General features: G+C 41.3%; 11 protein-coding genes. 4 read left to right on the top strand and 7 right to left on the bottom strand.

From position 1 onward, the window contains the following. Nucleotides 1-361: 361 nt before the first annotated feature. From proB to AC4E96_RS09105, 4 genes are all read left to right on the top strand, one after another. A complete protein-coding gene (gene proB, locus AC4E96_RS09120) occupies nucleotides 362-1,471 on the top strand; it encodes a glutamate 5-kinase (protein ID WP_488033852.1) in 1,110 nt (369 codons plus the stop codon). Continuing rightward, nucleotides 1,471-2,718, top strand: a complete 1,248-nt coding sequence (locus tag AC4E96_RS09115) for a glutamate-5-semialdehyde dehydrogenase (RefSeq protein ID WP_488033853.1) — start codon at nucleotides 1,471-1,473, stop codon at nucleotides 2,716-2,718. Before proB ends, AC4E96_RS09115 begins: the two co-directional genes overlap by 1 nt. 206 nt (nucleotides 2,719-2,924) lie before the next feature. Then, the gene (locus tag AC4E96_RS09110; RefSeq protein WP_490255600.1) at nucleotides 2,925-4,109 is read left to right on the top strand and encodes a porin; all 1,185 of its coding nucleotides are present in this window, start codon (nucleotides 2,925-2,927) and stop codon (nucleotides 4,107-4,109) included. Nucleotides 4,110-4,120: 11 nt separating this feature from the next. Beyond that, the gene (locus tag AC4E96_RS09105) at nucleotides 4,121-4,525 is read left to right on the top strand and encodes a type 2 periplasmic-binding domain-containing protein (RefSeq protein ID WP_490255599.1); all 405 of its coding nucleotides are present in this window, start codon (nucleotides 4,121-4,123) and stop codon (nucleotides 4,523-4,525) included. Between the two features lie 320 nt (nucleotides 4,526-4,845). On the opposite strand, the gene AC4E96_RS09100 is transcribed toward AC4E96_RS09105, so the two are convergent. The 7 genes from AC4E96_RS09100 to AC4E96_RS09070 all read right to left on the bottom strand — a co-directional run. Next, nucleotides 4,846-6,783 (bottom strand): bifunctional diguanylate cyclase/phosphodiesterase, encoded by a 1,938-nt coding sequence (locus AC4E96_RS09100; RefSeq protein WP_490255598.1) that lies wholly within the window; start codon nucleotides 6,781-6,783, stop codon nucleotides 4,846-4,848. 26 nt (nucleotides 6,784-6,809) lie between these two features. After that, the gene (locus AC4E96_RS09095; protein WP_490255597.1) at nucleotides 6,810-7,466 is read right to left on the bottom strand and encodes a transglutaminase-like cysteine peptidase; all 657 of its coding nucleotides are present in this window, start codon (nucleotides 7,464-7,466) and stop codon (nucleotides 6,810-6,812) included. A gap of 20 nt (nucleotides 7,467-7,486) precedes the next feature. Continuing rightward, the gene (locus tag AC4E96_RS09090; protein WP_490255596.1) at nucleotides 7,487-8,683 is read right to left on the bottom strand and encodes an OmpA family protein; all 1,197 of its coding nucleotides are present in this window, start codon (nucleotides 8,681-8,683) and stop codon (nucleotides 7,487-7,489) included. Beyond that, nucleotides 8,683-10,005 (bottom strand): TolC family outer membrane protein, encoded by a 1,323-nt coding sequence (locus AC4E96_RS09085; protein WP_490255595.1) that lies wholly within the window; start codon nucleotides 10,003-10,005, stop codon nucleotides 8,683-8,685. The genes AC4E96_RS09090 and AC4E96_RS09085 overlap by 1 nt, the downstream gene beginning before the upstream one ends. Before the next feature lie 38 nt (nucleotides 10,006-10,043). Then, complete coding sequence (locus AC4E96_RS09080) at nucleotides 10,044-11,420, bottom strand: HlyD family type I secretion periplasmic adaptor subunit (protein ID WP_488034110.1); 1,377 nt, start codon at nucleotides 11,418-11,420, stop codon at nucleotides 10,044-10,046. Then, complete coding sequence (locus AC4E96_RS09075; protein ID WP_488034109.1) at nucleotides 11,417-13,597, bottom strand: type I secretion system permease/ATPase; 2,181 nt, start codon at nucleotides 13,595-13,597, stop codon at nucleotides 11,417-11,419. Before AC4E96_RS09075 ends, AC4E96_RS09080 begins: the two co-directional genes overlap by 4 nt. 70 nt (nucleotides 13,598-13,667) lie before the next feature. Further along, on the bottom strand, nucleotides 13,668-15,651 hold a 1,984-nt coding region (locus AC4E96_RS09070; protein WP_490255594.1), incomplete at its 5' end, for a VCBS domain-containing protein.

Here is a 15,651-nt window from a genome sequence, read left to right as displayed (position 1 = left end):
TCCCAATTTCCTAACTTTACATTCCCATAATCGTTTGAGAACAAAACCAACCTACTACTAGCCCTCCAAATTTAACCACTCATTTAATTAGGGCAATAATAATTAGAAATATAATTAAAAACCCTATGCCAAACAGCACATGTTTCCTCCAAGCAACTCACACCAAGCCCACAAGCCACGTACAATTGAGAAAGAAGGGGTGAGGCTTTTAGCTACCGTTCACAGGATTAATTTAGTTCTGATATAAATTTGCTAAATAATACCTATAAAGCAAACCAATATCATTTAGTACAATAATGATTAGACATCAAAGTATTAATCTGTATAATTTAAAACCGAATTTGAGCAACGGGATTTTTTAATGAATACAAACTCTTGGAAAAACTGGAAACGCATCGTATTGAAGGTCGGCAGTGCGCTCATCGCACCAAGCGGCTCAGGTTGTAGTGCACACCAATTATTTCCAATCGCTCAGTTTATTATTGAGTGTAAAAAACAAGGTAAAGATGTGGTGTTAGTTTCTTCAGGCTCTGTCGCTGCAGGTCGTCATTTATTCGATAGCCCAGAACGCCCATCTCTTGCAATGAAAAAAGCGATGGCCGCCGCTGGTCAAGCTGAAATGGTGGGGACCTGGGACCGATTATTCGATTTTCCAACCGCACAAATTTTATTAACGCATGGTGACTTGCGTGACCAAGAGCGTTACCAAAGTATCAGAGACACTGTCGAAACGTCTCTTGAAGCGGGTATTTTGCCGATTGTGAATGAAAACGACACCGTTACAACCGACTTATTAAAAGTAGGTGACAACGACAATTTATCGGCAATGGTTGCGGCTGCGGCTGATGCAGATGCATTGATAATGTGTTCTGACATTAATGGTCTTTACAACAAAAACCCTAAGTTACACGAAGACGCCGAGTTACTTAGTGTTGTAAATGAAATTAACAGCAACATCAAAGCAATGGCCGGTGGCGCCATTAGCTCCACTGGAACCGGTGGCATGTTAACCAAGCTAGAGGCGGCTGAAAAAGCCACTGCGCATGGCATTACCACTTATATAGTGAACGGGTTTGAAGCTGATACCTTTGCCAAATTAGTCAAAGGTGAAAACCCAGGCACTATGTTTACCCCTTATAAAACTCCGATGCAGGATGATTTGCATTGGTTGACTCATACGACTCGAGCTCAAGGCGAGATCATCGTAGACCAGTCTGGGGCTGGTCAAGTTTTGGATGATGATCAGAATTTATCTAGTGATCATCTAATACAAGTAAATGGAAACTTTAATATCGGTGATACGGTATTGGTAAAAACGAAAGACGGCACTCGGTTGGCTAAAGCGGTTGCAAATTACAGCAGTTGTTTAATGTCATTTATTTCAGATCAGCAAACGCCTGATGACCATTCGTTTCCTACAATTGAGTCATTGATTGAAGAAGATAACATCGCCGTTTTACAGGAGGCCTAATGAGCTATATCGAACAAATTTCAACTAAAGCCAAGTCAGCATCAAAACGCTTGGCGATCATGTCAGAACAAGACAAAAACGCTGTTCTTTTAGAAATGGCACAACAAATTAAAACGGCGCAATCAGATATTTTAGCGGCGAATGAAAAAGACTTAGCCCAAGCCAAGGAAATGGAATTAGACGATGCTTTTGTTGACCGTTTGACGCTAAACGAGCAACGCATTGACGATATGGTTACGGGTATTAAGGAAATCGTTGAGCTAGACGATCCGGTAGGAAATCGCCGAAGTGTCACCACACGCCCAAATGGTTTAGAAATCGAAAAAATGCGTATACCACTTGGTGTGATTTGTATGATCTATGAATCACGACCAAATGTAACGGCTGATGCTGGTGCACTTTGTTTCAAATCAGGTAATGGCGTTATTTTACGTGGTGGTAAGGAAGCACTTCATTCTAGCTTGGCTATTGCTGATGCAATGCACGCTGCTTTAATCAAACACAATTTACCAAAAGAGCTTGTGTCGGTAGTTGATAACCCAGCAAGAGAACTTGTTTTGGAACTAATTTCACAAACTGAATCGATTGACTTGGTCATTCCACGCGGTGGTGAAGGCTTAATTAAATTTGTCAGTGACAACAGTAAAATCCCTGTGATCCAGCACTTCAAAGGAGTTTGTCACTTATATGTCGACAAAGATGCTGACTTTGACAAAGCCTTAAAGATTTTGGAGAACGGTAAAACACAACGTACAGGTGTGTGTAATGCCCTTGAAGGACTTCTAGTTCACGAGCAGATTGCGAGCGACTTCTTGCCTCTTGCGGCCAAAATGCTGCAAGAAAAGGCCGTTAAGGTTAACGCTTGTCAAAAGTCTCACGGCTTTTTCTTAAGTCCTATTCTTTTACCTGATACTGATTTTGGTCAAGAGTACTTGGGATTAGAAATTGCAGTTCGTACGGTTAGTTCGTTTGAACATGCTCTTGAGCACATTGATACTTTTGGTAGTCACCATACTGAAGTAATCGTGACTGAAAACAAAGAAACCGCAGACCTGTTCCAAAGAGCAGTTGATGCATCGGTTGTTATGGTTAATGCTAGCTCACGATTCTCTGACGGTTCTCAACTAGGCTTAGGTGCTGAGATTGGCATCGCGACGACCAAGTTGCATGCATACGGACCTATGGGCTTAGAGTCACTAACAGCAGAAAAATTTGTAGTTACTGGCGAAGGCCAAATTAGACAATAAGTTGACTCGAAAATTTTAAACCTGTTCATGACTGTTGTTTAAAACAAAGCTTTAAAAAGAGTGTCATTATGTACACAAAGCGCACTCTTTTACCTCCAAGCCCGCACTTTGCGGGCTTTTTTTTTATGATTTTATTGTTTTTAAAAGCAAATTTTAAATCATTTACTACACTTTGAGAGAACTAAACAACAAAGAGACGGGATACTATGAAAAAAGTATTAAAATTTGGCTTACCACTTGGCCTAGCGGCGATGTCGGCGGTGAGTTTCTCGACCCATGCAGATATCCGTTTCAACGGTTTTGCATCTTTTGTCGTTGGTCAAACTCTCGATAGCGATGAAACGTTTGAGGGTTATAACAACGACATGTCATTCCGTAATGAGTCTTTGTTTGCTCTGCAGGCGATGGCAGATCTTGGTGATGGATTATCAGCAACAGCTCAAATTGTTTCAGAAGGCAGTGATGACTTTGATACAAAGTTTTCATGGGCCTATTTGTCGTATGAAGCAAGTGACTACACAACCTTGAGGGCTGGTCGTTTACGCCTGCCGTTTTATCTCTATTCAGATTACCTAGATGTTGGTTATGCTTATCCTTGGGTCCGCCCTTCACAAGCGATGTACAACTTACCATTTAGTAACTATGACGGTGTCAGTATCCTCCATAATAAATTACTTGGTGACTGGGACTTTACCTTTAACTTTATTGCCGGTGAGCTAGAGGATACCTTCTTTGAAGACACTTTCCCTACTCGTGGTACTCTCAATAATATGTATGGCTTAGCGACTACATTCAGCAAGGGCTGGTTTAGTGGTTATGTAACTTACATTGCGGGTGAGGTTGAGATTCCGGTTGGTCCTGTACAAGACTTTGCAGGACTCGCAACATTACTTGGTGCTAGCCCAGGTGCGATTTCAGAACTCGTAATGGATGGTGACGATGGTACCTTTATCGGTGGTGGTTTTAATATTGATTACGAAAATTGGTCCATCATTGGTGAATATTCATCAAACGGTACAGACAACTCGTTCCGTCAAGAAAAAAATAATGCCGGTTATTTAAGTGTTGGTTACCGAGTGAACTTTAAGTTTATGCCATATATTTCGATGGAAACATTTGAAGCGGATGCCAATACCTCGATAGCTGAAGGTATGCCAAACGTCGTCATACCACCTGTAGGCTCTCAGTTTGACGGATTCCCACTCCAGGCCGCAACAAGCGCTTTGGTCAATGGTATCAATCAAGACGAATACACTATTAACTCGATTGGCTTCCGTTACGACTTCCATCCATCAGCTGCATTTAAAGTACAGTACAGTGCCGTAGACAATGACTTAAACGATGCAAACGATGCCGATGTCATCTCTGCCGCTATCGACATTGTATTTTAATGGGAGGTCCTATGAAAAAGACAACACTCGCATTAATTTTGGCATTGGCCAGTTCCAATGCCTTCGCGGTCAACGTCATTGTGCACCCGTCTAATGACTCTAATTTAGATAAGAGCACAGTTTCACGTATCTTTTTAGGTAAAGCCAAATCTTTTCCTAACGGAACGTCTGTCGTACCTATTGACCAAGCAGAAGGTTCGCCGGCCTCAGCTGAGTTTAATGACAAAGTGCTAAGTCGCTCTGCCAGTCAGCTAAAAGCGTATTGGTCAAAGCTGGTTTTTACTGGGAAAGGAACACCACCTGAGAAGGTTGAAGGTGACGCTGCAGTTATTGCAAAGGTAGCCAGCACTCCAGGTGCCATTGGTTATATTTCTGGTGATGCTTCAGGGGACGTAAAAGTCGTCGCCTCGTTTTAACCCCCGCTAAATGTAACGGCAAGCTGGTAGTCTATTGGTTTGCCTTACATTTATTTTAGATTTACTTCGCTCTTACTCCGACTTTAACTTCTTCAACGATTGACACGGTTGTTCTTACTGGCACGGTCACCCTTAATGTCGTTTTTGCTGCACTTCCATATTCTACCCAAACTCTTTTACTAAACTACATCAACGCCAATTATCGAATTGAGACCAGATACCAGATAGCAGATAGCAGATAGCAGATAGCAGATAGCAGATAGCATATAGCATATAGCATAGTTTTTAGTTTAAATTCGCCTTTCTACCAAGCCCAAAAACTATAAATCCTCGAGTTTAGTCGGTTTAACTATATAACCTTGGAAGCCATCAAAGTGATAGTCTTTTAATAACTCTAGTTGCTTCTCGTTTTCTACATGTGTCGCGATTACTTTAATATCTAGGTTGTGAATGGTCGTACATAAAGAGCCGACAAAGTAAGCATCTTGTTGGTTGTTTACCGCAATTTCGGTATAGCTATGGTCCACTTTTACATAGTCTGGGTGAATGCGCTGTAAATATGCTAAAGACTCGAAATGACGACCTACCCTATCGATACCAAAACGCACACCGAGTTCGGTTAAATAACGGCACATTTCTTCAGTATTTTCCTTGTCATTAATGATCGAGTCCTCATTAAATTCAAAGACAACCTTTTCTTTAGTAATAGGCTCATGTTTAAGCTTGTTATACAGCCAAACCACAAACTGATGGTCTTGTAAGGCCGAGGTACTGATATTAACGGCAAAAGGCCCGTTATCTGATTTCTTTGCATAATCAATCATGTATTGAATGACACGCTTATCGAATTTTGTACCTAATTTATATTCATTTAAGACCGAGACGAAGGTACCTGCAGTCACATTCGTTAAATCTTCCAACTGCAAATTGGTGAATATTTCGAAATGGTCTGGGTCTTTCTGTTTATATGTAAAGACAGGTTGATTGATAAAAATGTATGCATCTTTCGCAATAGCTCGTTCAATGCCGGTTTTGATTTCTTCACGAGTATGGATATGTCCCGTGTCAGGAGACATTTCTATGATTTTAATACCACTGAAGCCTTCACGAGCTTCTTGCACAGCTCGGTCTGCCATCGCAAGAATGTCAGACTTATCTGCACGATGAGAAACCTTCACCCCGCCAGACACAAATATTTTATTTGATTTAAACATTTCACGCATTTCTGGTGAGCTGAAGTAAGTACTCAGTTGCTTTAATTTTTGTTCGGCTTTTCTTAACTCTGTTTCTTCTAAAATTAGGGCAAACTCATGGTCTGAAACTCGACACTTAGTTACTTTTTCTTCACCCTCAAACACATTATCAATAAAGTGACCTATGACCACGAGGGCATCATCTCGTTTCATCCAGCCTTCTTCATGAGATAAGTCATTTAGACCATCAATTTCAATAAGAATAAGGACTCCATTACAAGACTCCATTATCCAAGAGTTAAGTCTTCGCTCAAAATAACTACGATTACCAAAGCCTGTTATCGAATCAATAAACGCCGCCTGCTTTAACTTTTCATGTAACCGCGCTTTTTCCTCAAACTGTTCTTGTAGCCTAAAGCTCATTTGGTTTACTGCCTCAGTTACATCCCGAAGCTCTTTGGTACTAGGAAGTGGTAATGGGTCACCAAAGTAGTGTTCTTGTATTTCCTGCGCTTTTTGTTGGATTCGAATTAATGGCTTGAGGACGATATTAATACCATATGCACACACACCAGATACTAATACCCCTAATGATGTAAGCCATAGGCAAGTACTGACAAACGAGTCCCATAGTTGCTTATAGGCTAAGCCCGGGTGGCCACTTACAAATATTTTACCGACTTGACTCCAACCATTCGTTACTTCATTTTCAATATAGGGAACTCTTAAAAAGTTCAAATCTATAAACCACTGAGGGACACCTTCCACTGTAGTTGGTGCCTCTTTAACAATCACCTCGCCCGTTTCATACATAGTTACTTCAATTTTTTGATAGAAACCACCATCAAAATAGGCATGTAACGTTGAGTCGATCATAACCTCATCTCCACTAGCCAAGTGTGGAGAAATAGCCATGGTTAGTGACGTTGATACGTTATTGAGATCCGACTCTAGTTGAGACACTAAGTAATCTCTGGTCGAGTCAAATTGCAGCCATAACACGCCCATCAAATTGATGCAGAACGTAATCAATATAACGACCAACAATTCTTTAAATATTGTCATCGGAACCTCGTACTTTAACTATAAGCTTAATTCTTAAACGCATCTAAACTGTACCTATTACTTAAATTATCCCAATCTTTTAGACGCTTACCTGAACTACTGGTTTTGCCTTTACCTTTTTGTTTATTTACCCATAACTGCTTACCATTAAAGGAAATGATCGGAACCAGATCTTTTCGTTTAAAAGCGGGTTTAATTTCGCCATCGATGTTATCTAGAATAAGCGGAACAGCGGTTTTGGTAGGATAGTAGGCTAGAACCATGTGAAATTGATTGAGGGTAATTGATTTGACATAAATCAGTCTGAGTTTATCAATTGGCACCCCAAGCTCTAAAAGGGTAAAGTATTTGGCGACAGAGAAGTCTTCACAGTCGCCTCCACGCAAGCCAATAAATTCGATTGGCGTCGCCCAATAATTTTCTTTACCCCAGAGTTTTATGTCGTCGACAAATTCGAAGTAGTTAAAAAAACGGTTTACTACTTTGAGCTTTTCTTTTTCTGGCAACCCCTGCTTTTCAGCAATGATTTTTCGCCAGGCAACCATCCGCTTTACCGCGTCCTCATCGTAGGTTTCACGAGTAAAGGCTATAAGCTTATTTAGGTCCAACTCCCCCTTGGAGAGCCCTATAAAAGAATAGCTCAATAAAACTAGCGTGGTTAGTAAACCAAATATTTTTAACATTTATTAGTTGCTTAATCGTTTTACCAACCTGCGTCTTTAGCTTCTTCGATTGCCTCTTGCGAATTCACTTCATTTTCTTTTGCAAAATCGAGCTCTTCCATTAAGAAGATATTCCATTTGCGTTTGCTTGCCATTTCAGATGTTTGTGCAATAACCGTAATTCGACGGTTAAGTGCATTCGCATCAAGCAGGTTAATATCTTTTTTCCTTTCCACTTCTAGCGTCTCTGATAGTACAATTTCTACTCTTCGGTTCAGTTCGTTGGCTTGGTCACTTATTTCATTCATAACAGGCTGGGTTTCGCCTCGGCCATATGCTTCAATAAAGTCACGATTAATGCCAAACTCATTCGCTAGTAAATCAGCTACTGCCTCTGCCCTTCTGGCACTCAAACTCAAGTTATAACCGGCATCACCTGTAAGTGATGCATGGCCTACCACTTTTACTTCTTTGGCGTTGTAATTATTAATGAACTCAGCGACTTCCCTGACCGACGGTAAATATACTTCTTGAATATCACTAGAATCGACTTCAAAACGAACCGTCACATTTTTTGATATTTCTTGGTTTTCCATTATCGGGCAACCTACTTCATCAACTTCGATGGTAAACCCTGAGTTTCCGCATTGGTCCACCTCATCCAGTACACCATCCTGATCTTTATCATCCGGGTTTTCCACTGCAAAGTTTTTAGCATTATCAAACTCAGCTACTTTGTCACCGTCAAGTAGTTGCGATGTTATATTCTGCAAAGGGACACCGGTTTGACTTTGTAAGTACTCAGCCACCGATTTAATACGTTCTTTAGCCAAATACTCATTCAGTAACAAGTCCCCTGCTTTGCTGGTATACCCCTGAACAGTGAACTGCCACTGCTTGTTTATCGCTAGCCCTGATAGGTACTCTTGTAAAGATATTCTCTGAGACGAGCTCAAAGCCAGAGATCCTTGATCAAATTCCACATCATGCTCTAAGTCTGTTTCATTTTGGTGCTCTATTTCACAACCATCGTTATCAACCAATAAATTTGACTCGGTTTCACCGCACTTTTCACGAGCCTTAATTACTCCGTCATCGTCGTTATCCACTAGTAATTCACGCTTCTCTACTGGAAGCTGACGCCATCTATCCAAATCATCTATTGTTGTTTTACATCCGCTCAACCCAAAGGAAGAAACAAGAGCTATGATAAGCACATTAAACGTTTTATTCGTCATTACTTCTCTCCTAAAACTTGGTAATCTCGAGCATCAATTTTTAAGTTATCTAGTAAAGTGCCCATGGCATTAAAGATACGATAATGTGCAACAAGTGCGGTTTGCTCGGCATTAACATAACTTTTTCTCGCCTCAAATAATTCGTTTTCTGTATCGAGTAAATCTAATAAGGTTCGACGACCAAGAGTAAACTGTTGTTTGTGAGCTTCTAGTGTTTTATAACTAAACTCGACGTGTTGTTTCAAATATTCGAGCTGCTCTTGAACGTATTGGTAACTACTCCAAGCAAACTCGGCCCCTTCCACTACCTGAAATTCTGCCGATGTTCTTAGGTTTAGCGCTTGTTCTTTTTGATAAACACTTTTCTTTTCTCGCTCGGTATCGGCAAAACCATTAAATAGGTTATAGGTGACGTTTAGCGATACCTTTGACTCATCGACATAATTATCTCCACCGTTGTTATAGTCAGTAGAGGAGTGCTCAAGGCTCAATGTGACGTTCGGGTAAAAGCTGGCTCGATTACCATCGATTTGATGTTGTGCTGCTTTAACGTCTGACATTGCGGCAATGATTGTTGGGTGTTCCATTTTTGCGACTTCAATCAAGGAGTCACGATTTTCTGGCAGCCCTGTTATATCTGGCTTTGGCATAACTAAGTCTTTCGGTGCTTCGCCGACTAACCTAAAGTATGCCGCTCGCGCGTCTTGTAACTGGTTTTTAGCCGCTAATAAGTTAGCGTTGGCTCTAGCGAGACGCCCACCCACTTGTGATAAGTCTGATTGAGATCCCAAACCGCTGTTTGTTCGCTCTTCAATTTGGCCATAGATCTCCTGGTGTGAAGCAAGATTCCGCTCTGCAAGCTCTAACAACGTCTCTGCTGCGATATACCCGGTATATGCTCGAGTGACGTCTAGTGCCGTATTCTCTGCATCAGAAAGTAAAGTAAAAAATTCAGCTCTTGCTTCTGCTTTGGTTCGACTTATGTTTTCTTCCGTAAAAAAGCCATCAAATAACATTTGTTCTATGGTGATGCCATACTCAACCGGTTCAATGTCCTCATCTTCTCGTCCTGTTCTTGACTGAACGTTGTCTCGCGTTCCTATACCCAACTCTAAATACACGTCAGCCTTTGGATACCAGCCTGCTTTTGCAATTTCGACGTCTTTTTCGAGGCTCTTGTACTGGTAAAATATAGCTCTAACTTCAGGATGGATTTCAAGAGCTTGTGCTACGGCTTCTTCCAGTGACTTAGCTGACGCATTATGCATCGCACCTGCCAAACAAATTAACACAATCTTTTGAAAAGGCTTCACTGATTTCATAGGCTCTTATCCTTTGTAAATTAATTTTAGCTTAATCGCTATTTTTCACGCATTGCATTGTGTTTTGCGCGTACAATAGGTTTGAGTAAATAATCCAAAACAGTCTTCTTACCTGTAATGACATCTACGTTGGCTGTCATCCCTGGCATGATAGGTAACGGCTTGTTATTCTTATCTAAATAACTCTCTTCTGTTCTCACTTTAATGTAGTAGTAACTTTCGTCTTTTTCATCTTTTATTGTATCTGCACTGATATGTTCCACTTTGCCCTTTAAGCCGCCATAAATAGCAAAATCATAGGCGCTCAATTTAATGATGGCATCGAGACCAGGTCGCAAGAATGCAATGTCTTTTGGGTCAATTTTGGCCTCAACCAGCAAGCTATCTTCAACAGGAACGATTTCAATTAAGTCCATTCCCGGTTGAATCACCCCGCCTACCGTGTTGATTTTAATCGTCTTAATCGTTCCGTTAACAGGTGACGTTACTGTAGTCCGTTCAAGTCTGTCTTGAAGCGACACTAACACTTCGTCTAGACTATTCAGCTTGTCTTGCGCTTCGGCTAGCTCCTTTTGGGCTTCGGTACGGAATTTAGAAAACTGCTCACGGCGTTTTTCGCGAGCTTCTTTTATTTCCGACTCAAGCTTAGGAATGAGTAATTTAGCACCTTCCAGTTCGCCTTTTACTTCGTTACCTGCACGCTCCAATTTGATAACTTCGACTTCAGAAACGACGCCGTTACGAGCTAATGGAACCGTAATCTCTATTTCTTTTTTAACCAGTTCATAACTTCTTTCCAAAAAGGAGACTTTAGAATTTAGCTCTTCTAATTCCGCTTGTTTCTGGTTGATTTGTTGCATCAAAATACTGGTTCTGTCATACAAACCACTGATCTCTTCTTTGAATAACGCCCTTTGTTGTTCAACAACACCTATATCGAGTTCATTAGAAAATGAATTGAGTGGTAAGCTTTGGTCGCTTTCCAAAAGCGCCTTCAAATCCTCTTGTGACATGACAGTGACTTTTTCTATTTGTGACTGCAGCCGATGAATTCGCGCTTGTAAACTATCACTCTGAGTCGCCTGCTCACGGTATTCAGATAAAAACTGGGTACTGTCTATACTGAGTAGCTTTTGCCCGGCCTCGACTTTGTCGCCCTCGGAAACCGCAATTTCTTTTAAAATACCACCTTCTAAATTCTGAATGACTTGAACTTGTTGCGATGGAATTACCTTACCTGTACCAACCGTTACTTCGTCTATTTCAGCGACGCTGGCCCAAATAATGCCAATAGTTATGATTAGCAAAACAATATATAAAACTCGCTGAGACTTACGCGGGCTCGTCAGCAACAATGCCTCATTAATGTCACTCATATATTTGAGTTGCTTTTGGCTGATGTCACCTTTACTCATCGACGCTTCTCCTGGCCTTTATTCTGTAACTGTTGGAGAACTTGTTGTTTGGGTCCGTCAGCCACAACTTGCCCTTGCTCCATGACGATGATTCGGTCGACAAGGTCTAACATACTGAATTTGTGGGTAATCAAAATAAACGTTTTATCTTTGATTAAGGTGTTAAGGTTTTGTTTGAGGTTTTGTTCAGAATAGCTGTCCATATTGCTCGACGGCTCGTCTAATACCAGGATAGGTGGATTAAAAAGTAAAGCACGTGCCAATGCGACAGACTGTCGCTGACCTCCAGATAAATAAGCGCCACGCTCGCCTACTTGTCTATCTAACCCTTCAGGGTGAGTATCCGAAAAGGCGGTAACGCCTGCATTTCTAGCAGCTCTCAGTACTAAATCATCATCAACATGAGGTACGCCCAAAGTGATGTTGTCTCTGATTGATCCATAAAATAAATTTATGTCTTGTGGCAGGCAACCTACTTTTTGTCTTAGATCTGCTGGGTTGATCTGTTTGATATCAATTTCATCTAGGTATATAGCACCACCACTCGGTTTGTATAAGCCGAGTAACAGTTTTTCGATTGATGATTTGCCCGCACCTATCCGACCTATAATTCCGACTTTTTCTTCCGGTTTGACTTGAAAATTCACATTATTCAACACCGACGTTTCACTTCCCGGATAGGTAAAGTCGACATTTTTAAACTTAACCGAACCGTCAATATAAGGTCGGTGTAGGAACTTATCATAACGCTCGGATGGCATATTCATCAGTTCATCGAGGGTGTTAAATGCCGACTCAGCTTGATTGTATCGAGTTGCTAATAACGCAATACTACTAAAAGGTCCAAGCGCACGACTTGTTAGCATGACGCATGCAATCAGAGCGCCCATACTTATGTTACCTTCCATGATCTGATAGACACCGACAACAATAATAATCACTGACGTCAATTGAGTATAAAAAGCGGTCATGCTGGAGACCCGAGAGCTGTATCGTTTGATACCCAAATTCCAATCAGAAATATGACCAACTAACTCTTCCCATTTACTTTGAAATTGACTTTCCGCGCTGTTTATTTTGATGCTTTCTGAACCTGCGAGCGTTTCGATGAGGTGCGCGTTTTTTTGCATTGAGAAACGCGCACCTTTTTCTACTTCAATGCGAATCTTGTGTTTCATATACATGGAGTACGCAACCATGAGAATAATCACCACCACTGGAATAAATGCCATTGGTCCAGTAACGATAAAAATGATGGTAATTATCAGTGCGGCAAATGGGACATCGACAAAAGCAGCTACCGTTGCCGACGTTATAAACTCGCGAATTGAGTCAAACTCTTGCACATTTCTAGCAAACGCCCCAACAGACTGCGGACGGCTTGATAGCTCAAGGTTTATGACTTTGGAAAATACTTCTGACGATAATAAAATATCGGCCTTCTTGGCGGCTAATTCGAGTAGATAAGATCGAGTTTCTTTTAATGCGAAGTCCAAAATTAGTACTAGTAGCATACCAGCGGCTAGAACCCATAGTGTATCAAAGGCTAAATTAGGCACGACGCGGTCGTAAACATTCATCACAAACAAAGGAGATGCAATAGCAAATAAATTGATGAACAAGGAGGCAATAAGGACGTCACGATATATAGGGAACGACTTTTTCATTACAGACCAAAACCAATGCCCTTCTGCATTTGTTAAGGTTTGTTCACTGCGTTGATCAAATCTGTGTTTTTTACGAATAAAAAAGCAAAAGCCAACATATAACTCATCGAGCTCCGCCATGGTTATTTCATCTTCACCACCGGAGGTCTCTGGCCAAACTATTTTAGCACTGGTGGCGTTGTTACTACCTTCGGCTGTTTTGTCTGATTCAGACTCTAGCAACACACAAGCTCGGCCGTCTTTTAATAAAAGTATGCAAGGTAAGAGTAATTCGGATATCGAACTAAGCGGTTTTTTAGATAAATGTGCATCCATTCCCGCACGAGCTGCGGCACGAGGCACCAACTTAGGCGTTAATTTTCCGTGTTCTAGTGGTAACCCCGAGGTTAGAGCTTGTGCAGAAAAAGGCTTAGCAAAATACTTCGCCATGAATATCAAGCAGTTGAGCAAAGGGTCATCACGCTCAGCTTGAAAGTCTAATTCTTCCGTATAACTTTTTTTTGCCGTCATTAAGTACGCCTATAGACAGTGAGCTCCAGACCCCATAACTTGGAGCTCACCATCTATTTGTTGTTAATAATTAACTATCTTTGACAATACTTTGGTCAAGAAGCGTCTTCACTACATCATCATTGCCGCCATACATGCCCAGTAAGTCAACACCGGTAAAGGTGATTTCAGATTCAATATTGCCGTCTTGATTTGCATCAACAACAATTTTGGTATCTTGCCCTTCAACCGATACTGATAAGTAATTACTTAATGGATCTTGTTCATTGACTGCCGCGTCAGGAAGTAAGTCCGTTAAATCGAGATGATCTAACGCTCCATCTAAGCCAGTACTGCCATCAAAGTTCTCTAAAGTGAAACTATTTACATCCATGTCTGAGTGCGCAAGTAGCTTAAATACTTCGACCTCGTCAACTGCCGTAACTGGCTTATCTGTGTTCACTAAGCTTATAATTTTAGTAGAAGAATTTAATTCTGCACTATTAGTTAAGCTTGTTTGAACTTCTAAATTATCGATTCTATGTGGCGACTCGAACGACACTGTTTGTGCATCAAATCCGTCAAACCTCCATTCACCATTAGTCGTTGCTTGACCAGACTCAATGTTCAAAGAGTTAGGCAAACCTTTAACAACCACATCTAAATCAGCCAAGCTGACCTCAGGCGAAAGCGAAGGTTCGACGTTAAGCTGATACTGATAAGCATTAAACTCTTGAACATCAACTCCGCTAAATACATCGGCAATTGGCATGTTGTCACTAAATAGCGCCACATTTTTCAATGCGGGCACATGGTCAACATGTGCCACAACTTCTGCTAAGCCAGCAGTTGCAGTGATAGTTCCATTGTCCCCATTCACTTTAACATTCAAACTTTCTGCACCATTTCTCAAATATTCATAAGGCTCAAGTTCTGCGAGCACTTGTGGTGTCCCACCTGAAACCTTCACGATATTGAGATTTTGAGAATGGCTTGTACCTTCAACTCCAGTCAGCTCCGCACTAAAGTAGTCATTTGGACCAAGACCACCAAATATAATGCCTTGTTTGTGCATTGGAATGTTGAGCGCATTATTGTCAGCCATGCCCACTCCAGGCCCTTGTAACTGAGCGTTGAGTTCATAAATCTTCACATCACTTACGTTTGCCAAGGTGTCCATATTTGGAATGTTAAATACCGTGCCATGAGCGGCGGTATTAAATGACGTCATATCATTTACACCACTGCCAGATAAGCTATGCGAAACAGCGCCTGTCGAAACTAGTGTTTCATTTAGGTTGGCATCCACACCATAAATCGCGTCCGTAGTAGCTCCTGATGTAGCCTCTGCCGTAGCTGCTGCTAATGGCTCTTCATCCATAGCCACAGCCATTTGTTTGGTTGATTTAATAGTTTGAGTTGCCGTTACTACCGTCGGTGAAACATTGATGTTTAGAGGCACAATGTTGCCAAAGGTTAAGCCATCGTCGCTCAACTGGACTTGAATCACGTCCAATACGGATGCAGTGATACCACTATCAGGAATATAAACTAAGTTACCAGCCGTAATATCTGCGACCGAAATTTCCTGATTTAGAACTACTGCACTGCCATTGAGCTGCAACTGACCATCACTTGGTAGCGCACTTACTTTTACCGCAACGAGTGTATCTCCCTCCGCGTCTGTGTAAGGGAAGTCACCTAAGCCAAAGGTGTACGTCGATGAATCATCTGTAGCTACTGAGGTTTCAACTGCAATTGGGCTATCAGCTGCACCTGTTACATTAATCGTAACTGAAGTGCTGTTACCGTCATTTAGTCTAACCGTAAGTATGTCTGATTGAGTTTCTCCATCAGCTAGCGCTTGAGCCCCTTCATTTAAAATATAAGTCCAATTACCTGCACTATCGATTGTCAAGTCACCAAACACGCCTGACACCGTTTCTGCAATAAAGTTTAAATTAGGGTTATCTACGTCCGTCGCGTTCAATTGCCCAGTGACTGTCGTAATAGTGTCTTCAGCCGCACTACCTGTTTGAATATCAATAACAGGAGCGTCATCTTGACCTAATATA

The sequence above is a fragment of the Psychrosphaera sp. genome, from assembly GCF_982872775.1.
Note: the sequence above shows the minus strand (reverse complement) of the source record. Positions and strands in the feature narration are given on the sequence as shown.